Source organism: Streptomyces tatrensis (genome assembly GCF_049310065.1).
Lineage (GTDB): Bacteria > Actinomycetota > Actinomycetes > Streptomycetales > Streptomycetaceae > Streptomyces.
In genome coordinates this window covers 2,493,701-2,509,848 of sequence record NZ_JBMDLB010000011.1, presented here as the reverse complement: position 1 = coordinate 2,509,848, position 16,148 = coordinate 2,493,701, and the positions used below count along the sequence as shown (strand labels likewise).

Annotated in this window: 15 protein-coding genes; 11 read left to right on the top strand and 4 right to left on the bottom strand. The window is 73.2% G+C overall.

The genetic code is table 11. The features are described from left to right. The first annotated feature begins 80 nt into the window (after window positions 1-80). The 4 genes from ACODT5_RS27080 to ACODT5_RS27065 all read left to right on the top strand — a co-directional run bounded on the left by ACODT5_RS27080 (window position 81) and on the right by ACODT5_RS27065 (window position 3,271). Window positions 81-1,019 carry a PAC2 family protein gene (locus ACODT5_RS27080; protein ID WP_422521821.1) on the top strand — a complete coding sequence of 313 codons (939 nt, stop codon included), beginning with the start codon at window positions 81-83 and terminating at the stop codon, window positions 1,017-1,019. A gap of 61 nt (window positions 1,020-1,080) precedes the next feature. Next, window positions 1,081-1,695 (top strand): dephospho-CoA kinase, encoded by a 615-nt coding sequence (gene coaE, locus ACODT5_RS27075; RefSeq protein WP_422521820.1) that lies wholly within the window; start codon window positions 1,081-1,083, stop codon window positions 1,693-1,695. A gap of 169 nt (window positions 1,696-1,864) precedes the next feature. Further along, entirely contained in the window at window positions 1,865-2,806 is a 942-nt protein-coding gene (locus ACODT5_RS27070; protein WP_422521819.1) for an alpha/beta hydrolase, read from the top strand. 69 nt (window positions 2,807-2,875) lie between these two features. Next, window positions 2,876-3,271, top strand: coding sequence for a tetratricopeptide repeat protein (locus tag ACODT5_RS27065; RefSeq protein ID WP_327309492.1), 396 nt, complete (start codon window positions 2,876-2,878; stop codon window positions 3,269-3,271). 6 nt (window positions 3,272-3,277) lie between these two features. Here the strand turns inward: ACODT5_RS27065 and ACODT5_RS27060 are convergent, their stop codons facing one another. Together ACODT5_RS27060 and ACODT5_RS27055 are read right to left on the bottom strand one after the other, a co-directional pair. After that, the gene (locus tag ACODT5_RS27060) at window positions 3,278-3,535 is read right to left on the bottom strand and encodes a DUF6343 family protein (RefSeq protein WP_422521818.1); all 258 of its coding nucleotides are present in this window, start codon (window positions 3,533-3,535) and stop codon (window positions 3,278-3,280) included. Window positions 3,536-3,620: 85 nt separating this feature from the next. After that, entirely contained in the window at window positions 3,621-4,286 is a 666-nt protein-coding gene (locus ACODT5_RS27055) for a hypothetical protein (RefSeq protein WP_422521817.1), read from the bottom strand. A 147-nt stretch (window positions 4,287-4,433) separates the two neighbouring features. Between ACODT5_RS27055 and ACODT5_RS27050 the strand changes: the two genes are divergently transcribed. From ACODT5_RS27050 to ACODT5_RS27025, 6 genes are all read left to right on the top strand, one after another. Next, entirely contained in the window at window positions 4,434-5,759 is a 1,326-nt protein-coding gene (locus ACODT5_RS27050; RefSeq protein ID WP_422521816.1) for a helix-turn-helix domain-containing protein, read from the top strand. 713 nt (window positions 5,760-6,472) lie between these two features. Continuing rightward, window positions 6,473-9,358 (top strand): DEAD/DEAH box helicase, encoded by a 2,886-nt coding sequence (locus tag ACODT5_RS27045; RefSeq protein ID WP_422521815.1) that lies wholly within the window; start codon window positions 6,473-6,475, stop codon window positions 9,356-9,358. Further along, window positions 9,355-10,563, top strand: a complete 1,209-nt coding sequence (locus tag ACODT5_RS27040; protein WP_422521814.1) for an SWIM zinc finger family protein — start codon at window positions 9,355-9,357, stop codon at window positions 10,561-10,563. Before ACODT5_RS27045 ends, ACODT5_RS27040 begins: the two co-directional genes overlap by 4 nt. 327 nt (window positions 10,564-10,890) lie before the next feature. After that, window positions 10,891-11,457 (top strand): DUF4011 domain-containing protein, encoded by a 567-nt coding sequence (locus ACODT5_RS27035; RefSeq protein WP_422521813.1) that lies wholly within the window; start codon window positions 10,891-10,893, stop codon window positions 11,455-11,457. 3 nt (window positions 11,458-11,460) lie between these two features. Continuing rightward, complete coding sequence (locus ACODT5_RS27030) at window positions 11,461-12,000, top strand: AAA domain-containing protein (protein WP_422521812.1); 540 nt, start codon at window positions 11,461-11,463, stop codon at window positions 11,998-12,000. Between the two features lie 240 nt (window positions 12,001-12,240). Continuing rightward, entirely contained in the window at window positions 12,241-12,891 is a 651-nt protein-coding gene (locus ACODT5_RS27025) for an RCC1 domain-containing protein (protein ID WP_422521811.1), read from the top strand. A 183-nt stretch (window positions 12,892-13,074) separates the two neighbouring features. On the opposite strand, the gene ACODT5_RS27020 is transcribed toward ACODT5_RS27025, so the two are convergent. Both ACODT5_RS27020 and ACODT5_RS27015 read right to left on the bottom strand, forming a co-directional pair. After that, entirely contained in the window at window positions 13,075-13,743 is a 669-nt protein-coding gene (locus ACODT5_RS27020; RefSeq protein WP_422521810.1) for a hypothetical protein, read from the bottom strand. Window positions 13,744-14,209: 466 nt separating this feature from the next. After that, window positions 14,210-15,187, bottom strand: a complete 978-nt coding sequence (locus tag ACODT5_RS27015) for a recombinase family protein (protein WP_422521809.1) — start codon at window positions 15,185-15,187, stop codon at window positions 14,210-14,212. A gap of 518 nt (window positions 15,188-15,705) precedes the next feature. On the opposite strand from ACODT5_RS27015, the gene ACODT5_RS27010 reads away from it, so the two are divergent. Further along, the gene (locus ACODT5_RS27010; protein ID WP_422521808.1) at window positions 15,706-16,083 is read left to right on the top strand and encodes a peptidase inhibitor family I36 protein; all 378 of its coding nucleotides are present in this window, start codon (window positions 15,706-15,708) and stop codon (window positions 16,081-16,083) included. Window positions 16,084-16,148 lie beyond the last annotated feature (65 nt).

The following is a 16,148-nucleotide window of genomic DNA, read 5'->3' as shown; positions in this document are numbered from 1 at the left end:
GTCAATGCCGTCAACTGGGGAATGGTCACGGGTCCTTGGACGTTCTTGCCAGAGAACGCGGCGGAGGAGGAGTGGTGGCAGTGCTTGATCCACAGGGTTTGTACGAATGGGACGCCAAGGGCCTGGCGGTGGCCGACCTGGCGCTTGCCCAGGACTCGGCCGGGCTGGTCATGCTCTACCACTTCGAGGGGTACATAGACGCGGGTGAGACCGGCGAGCAGATCGTCGAGCGGCTGCTCGACACGCTGCCCCACCAGGTCGTGGCCCGGTTCGACGCGGACCGCCTGGTGGACTACCGGGCGCGCCGTCCGCTGCTGACCTTCCAGCGCGACCACTGGACGGAGTTCGAGGAGCCCCAGCTCGAGGTGCGCCTCGTCCAGGACGCCACGGGCGCGCCCTTCCTGCTGCTGTCCGGCCCCGAGCCGGACGTGGAGTGGGAGCGCTTCTGCGTCGCCGTACGGCAGATCGTCGAGCGCCTGGGCGTGCGGCTCTCCGTCAACTTCCACGGCATCCCCATGGGCGTCCCGCACACCCGGCCCGTCGGGATCACTCCGCACGGCAACCGGACCGACCTCATGCCGGGACACCGCAGCCCCTTCGACGAGGCCCAGGTCCCCGGCAGCGCCGAGTCGCTGGTCGAGTTCCGCCTCGGGCAGGCCGGGCACGACGTGCTGGGCGTCGCCGCCCACGTACCGCACTACGTGGCGCGCTCCCCGTACCCCGACGCCGCGCTGACCGTCCTGGAGGCGATCACCGCCGCCACGGGTCTGGTCCTGCCGTCGGTCGCGCACGCGCTGCGCACCGAGGCGCACCGCACGCAGACGGAGATCGACCGGCAGATCCGGGAGGGCGACGAGGAGCTGGTCAGCCTGGTCCAGGGGCTGGAGCACCAGTACGACGCGGCGGCCGGCGCCGAGACCCGGGGCAACATGATCGCGGAGCCTGCGGAGATTCCGTCGGCGGACGAGATCGGCCTCGAATTCGAGCGTTTCCTGGCGGAGCGCGAGGGCGAGGGCTGAGGAACCGCCTCAGGCCGGGGGCCCGTACGGGTCCCCGGACGCGGGGGCTAGTCTGCCCGGCATGTTGAAAGTTGGCCTGACAGGCGGAATCGGCGCCGGCAAGAGCGAGGTCTCGCGACTGCTGGCGGGGTACGGGGCGGTCGTCGTGGACGCCGACCGGATCGCGCGGGAAGTCGTGGAGCCGGGTACGCCCGGACTCGCGGCGGTGGTGGAGGCCTTCGGGGAGTCCGTACTGGCTCCCACAGGCGGGCTGGACCGCCCGAAGCTGGGGTCGATCGTGTTCGCCGACCCGGCGAAGCTGCGGATCCTCAACGGGATCGTGCACCCGCTGGTCGGGGCCCGGTCCGCGGAGCTGGAAGCCGCCGTGGGGCTCGACGCGATCGTGGTGCACGACGTACCGCTGCTCGCGGAGAACGGGCTCGCTCCGCTGTACGACCTGGTCGTCGTCGTGGACGCGGCCCCCGCCACCCAGCTCGCCCGGCTCACGGGGCTGCGGGGCATGGAGGAGTCGGAGGCCCGGGCCCGGATGGCGGCGCAGGCCACGCGGGAACAGCGGCTGGCCGTGGCCACGCTCGTGATCGACAACGACGGGCCGCTGGAGGCGCTGGAGCCGCAGGTGCGCAAGGTGTGGGAAGAGCTCACGGCGCGGGCGGCGGGAGGCGGCGGGGCGGCATGACGGGGGCAGCGTGACGCCGGCCGTGACGCGGGCTGCTCCCCGGACTCCGCTCCCCGTACGGCCTCCGGTGGCTGCTCGCCGGTCGCCGCCCGGACGGCCTGCGGTGGCGGCATCCGCGGCGTGACCGCACGATGCGAGCACGCACGTCCGCCGGAGAAGGGTTCCGCGCATGCCCGTCGACCCGTCCATCGCCGCCGTACTCGACCAGGTCAACGCCCACCCGGCCCCCCGGGTCATCGACACCGATCCCGAGGTGCTGCGCGAGGCGAGCCGCAGGACGGGCGCCGGCTTCGCACTGCCGGAGCCGATCGAGGTCGGCTCGGTGGAGAACGCCGCCGTCCCCGGACCCGCCGGGCGGATCCCCGTCCGCGTCTACCGGCCCGAAGCCGAAGCCGGCGGAGCCGTTCCCACGGTGGTCTTCTTCCACGGCGGCGGCTGGCTCACCGGTGACCTCGACACCCATGACAAGGTCACCCGGCGGATGTGCCGCGACGTGAACGCCGTGGTCGTGGCCGTCGACTACCGCCTGGCCCCCGAGCACCCCTTCCCCGCCGCCTACGACGACTGCCTCGCCGCCGCCCACCACGTGGCCGACCACATCGACGACTACGGCGGCCGCCGCGACCGCCTCGCCGTGGCCGGGGACAGCGCCGGGGGCAACCTGGCCGCCGCCGTCGCCCTGACCTTCCGCGACGAGGGCCGGCCGCTCGCCGCGCAACTGCTGGTCTACCCCGCCACCGACTTCGTCGGCGACCACCCCTCACGCACCGAGAACGCCACCGGCTACGTCCTGCGCACCCAGGACGTCCTGGACCTCCAGCACCTCTACGCGGGCGACGACCCCGCCGTCCGAGGCTCCTTCCGGGTCTCCCCGCTGCGCGCCGAGAAGTTCACCGGCCTCGCCCCCGCGGTCATCGGCACCGCCCAGTACGACCCGCTGCGCGACGAGGGCAACGCCTACGCCGAAGCCCTCCGCGACGCCGGCGTGGACGTCTTCGCCCGTACCTACGACGGACTGATCCACACCTTCCTCAACCTCTTCCCCGTCTCCCCGGCCGCCGACGCCGCCGTCACCGAGCTGTACGCCCGGCTCGGGGAGCGGCTCGGCTGACGGAGCACCGGCGGAATAGCGGGCGGCGTGCGGGGCGTTGAACGCGCCTGTAGAGGGAAGGAACAGACCGTGTCCGACACCACGCCGCAGCTCCCGCCGCCCCCTCGGTCCTCGTCGCCCGAGACGCACGTCATCGACTACCGGGCCGCGGAGCAGCTCCTCGCCGCGCGCGACCCGCGCGGTGCGGTGAAGCTGCTCGACTCGGTCATAGCCGCCCACCCGGAGAACACGGCGGCCCGGCTGCTGCGTGCCCGGGCCTTCTTCGCCGCCGCCCAATTGCGGCCGGCGGAGCTGGAGTTCGAGATCGTCCTGGAGCGCGAACCGGACAACGCGTTCGCGCACTTCGCGCTGGCCCGCACCCACCAGCGCGCGGGCAGGCCGGACCAGGCCCGCAAGCACTTCCGCCTCGCGGCCGCCCTGGACCCCCAGCCGGACTACCTGGCGGCGGCCCGCTTCGAGAAGTAGCCCGGCCTAGTGGCCCGGGGGCTCGTACGGAGGGACGTCGGGGCCCGGCTGGTAGTGCGGGCCCTGGTGGATGCGGCGGAGCACCACGGCCAGGTCCACGGCCGCGAGCACGGCGACGGCGGCGCAGGCCGCCGCCCACCCGGGCCGGGCGGCGAGCGAGAACGCCGCCGCCCCGCCGCCGGACCAGAGCAGCCCCCACAGGCTCAGCCAGAAGCGCAGCCGCAGCGCGCTGCGGGCGGTCACCGGCTCGTTTCCGGTGCGCATGGCCATCGCCGCCTCTACGCCGTTGCCGGCCCTCCCCGGCTACTCCGTCCCTTCGCTTCCATGGTCCCACCGGGCGCGTGACGCGTCAGGGGTTGAGCTTGTTCACGGCCCTGACGGTCGTCTTCTTGAAGGCCGGGACGGGGGCGTGGCTCAGGTTGCCCATCTGCCCCCACCGCACGAACGTCACCGTGGAGCCGTCGCGCCCGATGCCGAACAGGTGGACGCCGGGCTCGGACTCCGGCATGGAGGTGTGCACCCCGTAGACGTGCGCGCCCTCCTCGACGCTGAGCTTCCCGTAGTCCTGCCAGGAGGCCGTACCGCCCGGGGTGGCCCGCAGCCAGTCGGCGGCGCAGGCCGCCACCTTGCGCTCCAGGGCCGTCTTCAGCTTGATGGCCGCGGTGCTGGAGGACGTGCGTACGGACACCTGTACCGCGTTCGTGTCGAACTCGGTGCCGAAGTCGCGGTACCAGATCCCGGTGGCGGGGAGCACGCCGTCCGCGCAGAACGGCGGGAACTCGGGCAGCCCCTTGGTGACCTTCCCGGCGTACCAGGCGGAGCCGGGGTGCGGGGGCAGGTCGGTGCCCGACAGGAACCGGGGCGCGGTGACGGCGGCCGTGGAGGTAGTGGAGGCGGCGAGGACGAGGGCGGTGGCGGCTGCCGCGGTGGCCGCGAGGACGGCGGTGGTCCGGGCGGTCCCGGTGGATCGGGCGGTCCGGGCGGTGCGGCTGGAACGGGCGGTGCGTCGGAACATGGTCGGCTCTCCCCGTGAGGTCCTGGATGGTGCGGAGGTGTCTCTGGAGAAGGCTGTACCCCGGCCCGGGCCCACGCCGACGGATCGGGACGAATTCGGGACGGTGGAACGGCCGTACGCACCGTCAGCTGCGGGAACATCCTTGGCATGGAACGGAACTCCGGGACGGGGAGATCAGCCGAGGCGCAGGCGTTCGCGCGGTTGATGAGGGAACTGAAGGAGCGGAGCGGGCGGAGCTACGGGGCCCTCGCGCGCGGGCTCCACACGAGCACGTCGACCCTGCACCGGTACTGCAGCGGCGAGGCGCTGCCCGCGGAGTTCGCGGTGGTGGACCGCTTCGCGCGGGCCTGCGGGGCGACGCCGGCGGAGGCGGTGGAACTGCACCGGGCCTGGCTGCTGGCGGATGCGCGGCGGCGGGCGGTCGCGGTGGTCGAGGCGGCGGAGGCGCCGTCCCCGGACGAGGGGGACCGGGCGGACCCGGAGGCCGGGCCGGAGACGGAGGCGGAGGCGGGGGCCGCGGAGTCCGATGTTCCGGGGGCGCCGCTCCCGCGCCGTTCCGGGCGCCGGCTGCTGCTGGCCGGGGTCGCGGTCGCCACGGTCGTGGCCCTCGCGGTGGGCGTCCGGTGGCTTCCGCGGACGGCTCCGGACCACCGGGTGCCCCAGGCCGGACCGACGGCGCCGGCCGGGGCGGGGGCCACGGTGACGGCCGGGCCGACGGCGCAGGCGAGCGAGCCGGGAGGGACCGGGCCCGCGGCGACTCCCGCTCCGACTTCGACTTCGACCCCGACTTCGACTCCGACGGGCGCTTCGACGGGCGCGCCGACCGGGCCCGCGGTGACGGGCGGCCCTTCGCCGGCCTCCCCGCCCCTGCGCGCGGCCGTACGGTCGCACGTGTGGGCGGCGGCCTGCGACCACGCGTACCTCGCCCAGGCGGCGCCCTCGACGGTGCCACCGCCCCCGCTGGAGGCGGACGCGCCCGGGTGGGCGGCGGGACGGAAGGCAGTCCACGCGGGGACGCAGATCGTGGAGGTCACCCTGCTGGGCACGGGGCCGGAAGCGGTGGTCCTGGAGGACCTGGAGGTACGGGTGGCCGGGCGGCGGTCCCCGCTGCCGTGGAACGTCTACGAGATGTCGCAGGGCTGCGGCGGCGGGCTCACCCCGGCCGGGTTCGCGGTCAACCTGGACGCGCCGCGCCCGCTCGCCCGGCCGGTGGCGGGCAACAATGAGGGGGAGGCGATCGCGGCACCCGCCTTCCCGCTCCGGGTCTCGGCCACCGAACCGGCCGTCCTGCGGGTGGTGGCCACCAGCACCGGATGCGACTGCGACTGGTCCCTGGACCTCCGCTGGAGCGGCCCCACCGGCTCCGGCACCCTCCGCCTAGACGAGGGCGGCCGCCCCTGGCGCATCTCCGCCGTCTCCTCGGACCGCCCGGTCTACGGCTACGCCCACGAGCGGGGCCGCTGGGCCCGCTGAACGCGGGGGCGCCGGGCCGCCGGGCCGCTGGCCGCCGGGCTGCCGGGTTGCCGGGCTGGCCGATGCCCCCGGGCAGGCCGGGCTGCCGGGCTACGGGGCCGCCAGGCCGCGGGCTACGCCGGGGTGTAGGGGCTGCGAGGCCGCGGGGCTCCGGGCGGGACCGCTGGGCCGCGGGCTACGCGAGGCCGCGGGGCTGCCGGGCTGCGGGGCCGCCCGGCACGTTGCGCGGAGAGGCGAGGTCCACTACCCGCCCTTCCACCGTTCCCCGGGCGCTGCCCGGACCCGGTCCTCAAGCGCCGGACGGGCTGAAAGGATCGCCTCAAACGCCGGCGGGGCTGGATACATCCAGCCCCGCCGGCGTTTGAGGCGCGGGGTCCGGGCGCAGCCCGGGGAACGGGGGAAGGGCGGGTAGGGGACAGCCCCCGCAGGGCCCGCCTTCCCCCGCCGGGCCTACGGCCGCGGGGGCTCCGTACCGGACGGGTCCGGGGACGGGTGCGCGGCGGAGCCGGCAGGGGCCTGGTAGCAGGCTGACGGCCAACCCGGACCGCGCCGGGGTGCGCCGTGCCGCCGGGTTCCCGGCTCCGGGGCTTCGGGAAACGCGCAGCTCAGCGGCATTGTCAGTGCCCCCGCCTAGACTCGACGGCAGACGGGCTCAGTCTGACCACGAGGGTGACGACGCAGACCGCGGAGACCGGGGAGGAAGGGGGGACACGATGGCCACGCCGCCGACGACGCCGCACGCACCGGCGCAGCCGCCCGCGCCCGGGTCCGCCCTGCCCCGGCACGCCGCCGTGTTCCTTCCCGCCGCCGTGCCCCGCGAGAGCCGCATCGCGTTCTGGTCCCCCGACGGGGACGCCCTGCCCGCCGAAGGCACCCCGGACACGCTCCAGGTGGTCCGCCCCCATGGCGAGGGCATCCGTACCCGCGCGGTGCCCGCCGTCACGCTGACGGTCACCGCCGCGCTGCCCGTGCTCGTCCGCGCGGTCCGCAGGCCCGCCACGCATCCCGCGACCCGCGCCTGGGGGACCGCCGCCGTCCAGGCGCTGTCCCTCGTCGCGCGCGGCCGGCTGCTGCCCGGGCTGACCCCCGAAGGCGTCGACGCCTGGCGGGCCGGGCCCCTCGACGCCGAGGACATCGCGCATCTGCGCGCGGTCGCCGCCGCCCTGCCCCCCGAGGGGTACGCCACTCCGCTCGCCGGCCGCCGCCCGCTCCACCTGCCCGAACCGGAGGCCCTGGTCAGGGCGTTCCTCGATGCCGTCGCCGACAGCCTGCCCCGGACCCCGGCCGCGCCCTTCGCCGCGGGCCGGCCGTTCGCGGCCCGCGAGCCGCAGCAGGTCCCGGGGATACGCGACTGGGCCGCGCAGGTCGCCTCGGGCGCGGACACCGGGGTCGGGATCTCGCTCCGCCTGGACCTGTCCTCCTTCCGCCTCTTCGACGAGGCCGAGAGCGGGACGGATCCGGAGGCGGACGTGCGCCGCGCCGGGGCCGCCGTCGTCCAGGTGCACAGCCTCGCCGACCCGACCCTGGTCACGGACGCGGCGATGCTCTGGGCGGGCGCCGCCGCGGCCGGCTTCGGACCCCGCGCCCGGATCGACGCCGTCCTCGCGCTGCGCCGGGCGGCCCGGGTCTGGCCGCCACTGCTGCGGCTGCTGGACCAGCCGGTCCCCGATGTCCTGGCCCTCTCGGACCCCGAGCTCGAAGACCTGCTGGGCCGGGCCGCGACCCGGCTGGCGGAGGCCGGAGTCCACGTCCACTGGCCGCGCGAGCTCGCTCGTACGCTCATCGCGACCGCGGTCGTACGGTCCACCGCGCCCGGTTCCGCCACCGACGGCACCGCCTTCTTCGACGCCGAGCACCTCTTCGCCTTCTCCTGGGAGCTGGCGCTCGGCGGGGACCGGCTCACCCCGGGGGAGATGGACGCGCTCGCGCAGGCCCACCGGCCCGTGGTGCGGCTGCGCGACCAGTGGGTGCGGGTCGATCCGGAGCTGGTGCGCAAGGCGCGCAAGCGGGAGCTGGGTCTGCTCGACCCGGTGGAAGCGCTGGCGGCCGTACTGACGGGGACGGCCGAGGTCGAGGTCGAGGGGGAGCCGGTGCCCGCGGTGCCCGTGGGGGCGCTGGCCGCCCTGCGGGACCGGCTGACCGGGGAGCTGGCGCCGCTGCCCCAGCCGGCCGGGCTCAAGGCCACCTTGCGCGACTACCAGGCCCGCGGCCTGGCCTGGCTGGACCTGATGACCTCGCTCGGACTCGGCGGCTGCCTCGCCGACGACATGGGCCTGGGCAAGACCGTCACGCTGATCGCGCTCCACCTGCACCGCGACCGCCCCGAGCCGACGCTGGTGGTCTGCCCGGCCTCGCTGCTGGGCAACTGGCAGCGGGAGATCGAGAGGTTCGCCCCGGGCACGCCGGTGCGCCGCTTCCACGGCGCCGGGCGCAGCCTCGAAGGGCTGGACGGCCAGGGCGCCGGGGGATTCGTCCTCACCACCTACGGAACCATGCGCGCCGGAGCGGCCCGGCTGGCCGAACAGCCCTGGGGCATGGTCGTCGCGGACGAGGCCCAGCACGTCAAGAACCCGCACTCGGCGACCGCGAAGGCGCTGCGCACGATCCCGGCGCCCGCCCGGGTGGCGCTGACCGGCACCCCGGTGGAGAACAACCTCTCCGAGTTGTGGGCGCTCCTCGACTGGACGACGCCCGGACTGCTCGGCCCGCTCACCGCGTTCCGGGCCCGGCACGCCCGGCCCGTGGAGCACCAGACGGAGGAGGACGGGGGCAACGAGGCGGCGGTGGCCCGACTGGCCGCGCTCGTCCGGCCGTTCCTGCTGCGGCGCAAGAAGTCCGATCCCGGGATCGCGCCCGAACTGCCGCCGAAGACGGAGACCGACCACCCCGTGTCCCTCACCCGCGAGCAGGCCTCCCTCTACCAGGCGGCGGTGGACGAGGCGATGGCCGTGATCGGCGCGAGCGAAGGCATCGAGCGGCGCGGCATGATCATGAAGCTGCTGGCCTCGCTCAAGCAGATCTGCAACCACCCCGCTCAGTACCTGAAGGAAGAAGAGCCGCGGATCGCGCACCGCTCCGGGAAGCTGGCCCTCCTCGACGAGCTGCTCGACACGATCCTGGCCGAGGGCGGCTCGGTGCTGGTCTTCACCCAGTACGTGACGATGGCCCGGCTCCTGGAGCGCCATCTGACGGCGCGCGGGATCTCCCACCAACTGCTGCACGGGGGCACGCCGGTGCCGCGCCGCGAGGAGCTCGTGGACCGGTTCCAGGCGGGCGAGGTGCCCGTGTTCCTGCTCTCCCTCAAGGCAGCCGGCACCGGCCTCAACCTCACCCGCGCCGGCCACGTCATCCACTACGACCGCTGGTGGAACCCGGCCGTCGAGGAACAGGCCACCGACCGTGCCTACCGGATCGGCCAGACCCAGCCCGTCCAGGTCCACCGCATCATCGCCGAAGGCACCGTCGAGGACCGGATCGCCGAAATGCTGGAGGCCAAGCGGGCGCTGGCCGATGCCGTGCTCGGCTCCGGCGAGACGGCGCTGACCGAGCTCACCGACCGCGAGCTGGCCGACCTCGTCTCCCTGCGCAGGCCCGGATGATCACCGCACGCGACGACCGCCGCCGCACCTTCGAGACCGTGCCTCCGGGCGTGGAGGCCGTCAGCTGGTGGGGCCGGGCCTGGGTGTCCGCCCTGGAGTCGGTGGCCCGCGACGGAGCCCGCCTGACCCGGGGGCGGACGTACGCCGCCGAGGGCCACGTCGACGCCGTCACCATCACGCCGGGCCGGATCGTGGCCTACGTACGGGGCAGCCGGCCGCGGCCGTACCGCACCGAGCTGTCCCTGCCCGCCTTCGCGGACGCCGAGTGGAGCGAACTGCTCGAATCGGTGGTCGCCGACCCGACGGCGCTCGCCGCACTGCTGGAGCGGGAGGTCCCGGAGTCCCTCGCCGAGTCGGTCCTGCCCGGCGCGGGAGAGCTCGTGCCGCGCTGCTCCTGCCCCGACGTCGCCCGCCCGCCCTGCAAGCACGCCGCGGCCCTCTGCTACCGCGCGGCCCGCCTCCTGGACGCCGACCCCTTCGTCCTGCTCCTGCTGCGCGGCCGGGGTGAGCGGGAGCTGCTGGAGGAGCTCACCCGCCGCAACGCCGCCCATGCCGCGCGCGAACAGCCCGACGGGACACCGGACTTCCCCGGCGTACCGGCCCGGGCCGCCTTCACCCGTACCGTCCTGCCGCCGCTGCCCGCTCCGCTGCCGGCGCCCTCCGCCGTCGGGATGCCGCCCGCGTATCCGGCCGACCCGGCGGCCCCGGACCCGCTCGCCCTGGACCAGCTCGCCGCGGACGCGGCCGCCCGCGCCCTGGCCCTGCTGCGCACCGCCGAGGATCCGATGGCCGGGCTCAGCCGCTGGCAGGACGCCGTCCGGCTGGCCTCGGCCCACCCCACGGCCGGGCTCACCGGCGCCGCCCGCGCCCTCTACCGCGAGCTGGCCCGCGCCACGGGACGCAGCACCACCGACCTGGCCCGGGGGGCGGCCGCCTGGAGGCAGGGCGGTCTGCCCGCCCTGCTCACCCTCGAAGAGCCCTGGGACCCGCCGGCGGGCCCCTTCGACCGGGCCCGCCCGGCGCTCCTCGCCGCTGCCCAGGGCTCGTTCCGCCCCGACCGGAACCGGCTGACGGGCCCCTCCCGCCAGCTCCGGCTCGGCCGGGACGCCCTCTGGTACTCCTACGAGAACCGTCAGGGCGACGACGACTGGTGGCCCACGGGCCGCCCCCCTTCCCCGGACCCGATCACGGCCCTGCTGGGCTGAGCCTTTCGGCTTCCGAGGACGCGGTGTGGCCGGGTTCGCTCGAGTGAGGACCAAAGGCCTGTGCGGTTTCGGCCAATCTCACCGGAGGCTGGAGTCCTTCCGCCGTGTCGCTCGCCAATGGGTGATATATCGCGTGGTATCGGGTCGTTGCTTTCCAGGTGGGCGGCCTTCTCTTTGCCTGTCTCCGGAGGTTCCACCCAGATGCTCGGCCGGACGGCGCACGCCGGTGCCCACAATGGAAATGAAGCCCCTGGACCGGACCGCCTGCGCGGGGTACTGGGTGCATGGCGCGAGTCGCTCATCGACATGGGCGGCCGGAACCGGCTCTTGAACTTCCGTCACACCAGGACGTCCACCCTGGAGATCAAGTCCCCGGAGGCGGGAGCCCTGTTGTCGGGACTCGCCCCCGGCTGGGACTTCGAGCCCATCGCCGCCCCGGACGAGGGCGCGCAGGACCCCGGCGACGGGGTCTCGCTGGCGAAGCGGGCCGGGGCGCCCGCTCCCGCCGCCACGGGAGTCGTCACGCAGAAGTCGACCCAGGCGCTCCTCGACCGGGCGCTCACCCAACTGCGGTCGACCTCCGGCCGGATGTACAACGACTGCGGACTGTGGGTGCTGTGGCTCGGCGTCGGCATGCTGGAGTGGCGGGAGGAAGGCGCGCACGAAGCCAGCCGCGCACCGCTGGTCCTGGTGCCCGCGGAACTCGTCCGTGACCGCACCGGCCGCACCCGGCTCCGGGCGGCCGAACAGCAGGACGCCATGCACAATCCGGCGCTGGCCGTGAAACTGGGCCAGCTCGGGGTCGACTGGTCGGCCGTGGCGGCCGTGGACTGCCTCGACCCGGCCCAGGTCGTGAGCCGGGCCCGTGCGGCGGTGGCGGGACGGCAGGACTGACGGGTGGACGACGGCATCGTCCTCGGACTGTTCGCCTCGCACAAGGAGGCCATGTACCAGGACCTCAAGGACAACGAGGAGGCGATCCTGGCCCACCCGCTGATCCGAGCCATCGGCCTCGGCCCCGAGTCCGGCCTTCCCGACGACCTGATCGGTTTCGAACCGCCCGCGCTCGACCGCATCGACGAGCTTCAGCTCCCGGAGCGCACCCCGCTCGTACTCGACGCGGACGCCTCGCAGCGGCAGTGCATCGCCGCCGCCATGGAGAACCGCTCGTTCGTGATGAGCGGACCGCCCGGCACCGGCAAGAGCCAGACGATCACCAACATGATCGCGGCGCTGATGCACGCGGGCCGCAGCGTGCTCTTCGTCAGCGAGAAGGCCGCCGCCCTGGACGTCGTACGCAACCGGCTGGCCGATGTGGGGCTGGGCGACTTCGTCCTGGCCCTGCACAGCGGCGACACCGCGAAGAGGCCCTGCTCTCGTATAGCTGCCGCCAGGTGGCGAGTAACGCTGAGTAACTACACAGGGGCAGGCTGCTGAAGGGCGGCGAAGTCGCCGTGCGCGGTCTGGATGGCTTCCCGCGGCGGTGTCCGCGACGGCGCACGGCCAGCAGGGCCTTTGGGGAGGATCGGACCGGGATTTGGCGTTAGCCAGCACTATGGCTGTTCGGGAGGATCGGATCGGCCCGCGGAGGCCGGAGGTAGCTCGGTTGCCGCGTCGGCGAGTGGCTGTTCATCGGATGTTCTGCCCGCGCTCTGCCGCGGCGGCTACCCTTCCCGGATGACTGCAAATGATCTTTCTGGTGCGCCGGCAGACATCGCGGCGCTCGACGACATCACCGCTGTGGTGTCCAACCGGGGCGGGGCCTTCGCCGCGCTCCGCTCGACCGGTCACGTCGTCGCCTGGGGACCCCCCACGGCTGGTGGAGTCGTGCCTGCCGACATCGCAGCCCTCGACGACATAGCTGTTCTGGCGGCGAGCAGCGGCCAAGCGGGTCGAGGCATTGGCGCGTTCGCCGCGATCCGAACGACCGGACAGGTCGTCGCCTGGGGTCACCTCGTCAACGGGGGCACCCTGCCAGCGGCAATCGCTTCCCGGAACGACATCACCGCGGTCACCGGCAACGGCGGGGGCGCCTTCGCCGCGATCGCCGGCGGGCAGATCCTCGCCTGGGGCAACCCGAGTACTGGCGGGGCGATATCTCCCACGGAGGGCGCCTTCACCGACATCGTAGAAATCGTCGGCAACAACGGCGCCTTCGCGGCCAGGCGGACCCACGGATCAGTCCTCGCCTGGGGCTCGGCGTCGTTCGGCGGGGGAACGCCGTCCGGCCTGTCCGCGGCAATCCCGACCGTGGCCCTCACGTCGACGGACACCCAGTTCCAGGCAACCTTGGCAGACGACACGACCGTTAACTGGCCTCAGCGCTAGTCCGATCCTCCCCAGGCCGTACTGCCGCCACAGCGCCTGGGCTGCCGGGGCTGCTACACCGGGGTTGCGATCCTGCGCCAAGGGCCGTCGTGAAGGAGTGGTGGGCATGCCGGCTCCCACCATCAAGGGTGCGCCCCGGCCGACGTGCTGGCAGCAGCATTCACCGCACCCGGGGCCAGGGCTCTACAGGGTTCCGGGGCGGTGGATGTAGGACATGCCGCGGGACTCCTCGGTCGGACCGTCGATTCCGTACGACAGAGTCTGTCCGGTGTCGGTGCCGGTCCAGAAGGCGTCCGACAAGTTGGCCTGGACTGATCCGTAGGTGTCGGGGTAGCTGTCGACGGTCACCTGCTGGACGGTCTCGCCCGGGGCGAATTCGACGACTGTGGACCAGGGCGAGCCGCCGTCGAAGGTGACCGTGACCGTCACTGCCACCCCGGGGCTGGTGTCACCCCGCTGTTCGATGTAGTACGCGGCGGGGATCCTGTTCGCGTACTGCTTGGTTCCGCCGAAGGCCGCAGGCTCCTCCCAGCGGCGCACGCCACCGGGGCGGTTGACCGCGCTCATCCCCTCCCGGGTGACGGTGATGCCGATCGCGGAACCCGCGATGTCCCCGGCAGCCGCGTCCCCCTCCGCCAGGACCAGATCCCACTGAGCTTGCGACAGCGCGTTCGAGGCCTCGACCAGCGACTGCAGTCGCTGGTCTATCTCGTTCAGTTCCTGCTGCTTCTGTTCCACGGTGGCGCGCAGGAGACTCATGCGCGCGGTGTGCTCGGACTCCAACTGCCCCTGGAACGACAGCACCGTCAACAGCGTGACCGTCACCGGGCCGTCAGGCGTGAACGTCGCCATGTGTGTACTCCCTCGCATCATTGAGAATGTGACCTGCAGCCGGGGCAGACCGCTGCCATGCCGCTCGTACACACCGTGACGGCAGGCGTCTGGCGCGGAGACCCGGATGATGATCATCCTTGTGTACCGGACCGCCGTGCGTGGGCGGATCGGGAAAGAGGAATGCCGGCGCCATTGCCCGCGCGGGTCCGGCCCACTGCCTGTGTACCGGGCTGCATGCCGCCGCCTGGTCGTCGCCGAGCCCGCTGGTCACAGGAAGCTTCCCCCAGCTCCACGAGCAGGAGAGTCGCGCCCGCCTAGTCGAGCAGCAGCGCCAGGCCGGCCGCTCAGTGCGACCCACCGTCCTACAGCGCGCCGACGCAGACGCAGTCAGTTCGAGCAGGCCCTTGGGGGGGATCGGACCGGGATTTGGCGTTAGCCGGCCCTCCGGCCGTTAGGGAGGATCGGATCGGTCAGCAGCCACTCTCTATGAGCTGGTGGGTGCGGTCGCTGCCCGCTGGCGTAGCGCCGCGAAGTCGGCCTGGGCCGCCTCGACGGCTTCGGGGTATGCCTGCGCCTTTTGGTACTCGGCGAGCGCCCGGTAGATGCTTGCGACGGAAGGGCTCTGTCCTTTGCGTTTGCCGGTGGGGATGATCAGGTCGGGCTGGATCTGCTCAACGGATTCGCCGGCGGTGCGGCGGCGGATGACGGTGTGGAGCATGTCGTCGGTGATGACCGGGGGGCGGCCGCCGTGCTTGCCCTTGCGGGCAGCGGTGTCGAGGCCTTCGAGGGTGGACTCGCGGATGTTTTCCCGCTCGGTCTCCGCCATCGCGGCGAAGAACGCGAACAGCAGCCTGCCGGGCCCGCTCGGGTCGTACATGCCGGGCAAGGGTCCGGCGAGCATTTCCAGGACCAGGCCGTGGGCGGTGAGGTGGTCGGCGAGTGCGGTGAGCTCGGCGGCGTCGCGGCCGAGGCGCTTCATCTCGTAGACGGTGAGGATGACCCGGCAGTGCGGGGCGTGCGTCTTGACCTCGCGGGCCGCGGCGAGCGCGGCTTCGAACTGGGGGCGGACCCGGATGCGGGTGCTGATCTTCTCGCTGAAGACCTTCTCGCGGGGGATGCCGTGCTGGGCGAGGGCGTCGAGCTGGGAGTCGAGTTCCTGGCCCAGGGTCGAGCAGCGGGCGTAGCCGATGCGGATGTCCGCGGTCGGGGTGTCCGGGTCGAGGGCGGCGGGTGGCGGGGTGCCGGGCCGCCAGGGCTGGCCGGGGCCACGGTCGGCCGGGGTCTGGACCCGCAGCAGCTTCGCGAGGCGGGGCACCTTGGTGAACCGGCCGGTGTGGTAAGTCCCGGCCACCGCGCCGGCGCGCGAGCGGCACGGGGATCCCGGCTCGGCCGCGCACCGCGGGCACGGGTGGCGCTCGACGTCGTCCGCATCGGCCGGGGCAGGTTCGTGAGGGTCCGTCATGAGCCGGATGTTCTCACAACACAGATCTCAGAACCGGGTGTAGCCCACGTCTGCGTGAGAACGGGTTGTGCGAACCGATCCGTGGCTCCGGGGCCCCGCATGGAGCTCCGGTGGGGCTTCTCTGAGAAAGGAACGTTTACGAGAGTGGCGCCGCAGGCACTCCCGATCCCCGGCAGGCACCACGGGGGGCGACGGACGCCACTCTGGTTGTCCGTTCAAGCTTCACCAAGTGGCTGATCGCGATCGGTGGAAACTCGGCCGGGCATGTTCAAGCGGGACATCATACGCACACAGGAACTTCTACCAAACGCAAGTAAATTTTTTCAGCCAATCCCGACGTGGAGACAGGCCTGATCGACTCCTGGCCCACCTTCCGTGAACGGCAGGCACGTATGTTCGATCCCTGCACGACAACCGGCCAGGGGGAGGCGGCTGTTGGCTCATCTTTCGGTGTACCCACCATCTCCTTCCCCATCGCGCACAGACATGCCTGTGCGCGATGGGGAAGGAGTGAGTTCATGACGCGTAAGAAGCTGTCGCTCGGCCTGTTCGCCGCCGCACTGATCGTCGGGGGCATCGGTACGGCGAACGCGGCCCCGGCCAGTTGTGAGACGGGTGGTTGGGTCTGCATGTACCGCAGCGACGACTACACGGGGGGTCAGGTCAACCTGACGAACAGCACCACCGGGATCCCGATCCTGGGCTCGATCGGGTTCAACGACAACATGGACTCGTACCACAGCAACTACGCGAACGACTCAGCCTGGTGGACGGACAACAACTACGCGGGCCGCAAGGTGTGCATGCACAGCCAGTCCAGCAACCGCAGCTTCAGCTTCCAGGACTCCGACGAGGCGAGCTCGGCCAAGAAGCTCACCTCCCCTACCGCCTGTTGACGGTAGCCGTGTGAGATGAACCATGGGGCGGCCGGTATCCCGGCCGCCCCTTCGCGCTTGAGAGG

Coding starts and splice junctions, on each gene's coding strand:
- coaE (WP_422521820.1), top strand. CDS start 1,081: ATGTTGAAAGTTGGCCTGACAGGCGGAATCGGCGCCGGCAAGAGCGAG.
- ACODT5_RS27070 (WP_422521819.1), top strand. CDS start 1,865: ATGCCCGTCGACCCGTCCATCGCCGCCGTACTCGACCAGGTCAACGCC.
- ACODT5_RS27060 (WP_422521818.1), bottom strand. CDS start 3,535: ATGCGCACCGGAAACGAGCCGGTGACCGCCCGCAGCGCGCTGCGGCTG.
- ACODT5_RS27055 (WP_422521817.1), bottom strand. CDS start 4,286: ATGTTCCGACGCACCGCCCGTTCCAGCCGCACCGCCCGGACCGCCCGA.
- ACODT5_RS27050 (WP_422521816.1), top strand. CDS start 4,434: ATGGAACGGAACTCCGGGACGGGGAGATCAGCCGAGGCGCAGGCGTTC.
- ACODT5_RS27045 (WP_422521815.1), top strand. CDS start 6,473: ATGGCCACGCCGCCGACGACGCCGCACGCACCGGCGCAGCCGCCCGCG.
- ACODT5_RS27040 (WP_422521814.1), top strand. CDS start 9,355: ATGATCACCGCACGCGACGACCGCCGCCGCACCTTCGAGACCGTGCCT.
- ACODT5_RS27025 (WP_422521811.1), top strand. CDS start 12,241: ATGACTGCAAATGATCTTTCTGGTGCGCCGGCAGACATCGCGGCGCTC.
- ACODT5_RS27020 (WP_422521810.1), bottom strand. CDS start 13,743: ATGGCGACGTTCACGCCTGACGGCCCGGTGACGGTCACGCTGTTGACG.
- ACODT5_RS27015 (WP_422521809.1), bottom strand. CDS start 15,187: ATGACGGACCCTCACGAACCTGCCCCGGCCGATGCGGACGACGTCGAG.
- ACODT5_RS27010 (WP_422521808.1), top strand. CDS start 15,706: ATGACGCGTAAGAAGCTGTCGCTCGGCCTGTTCGCCGCCGCACTGATC.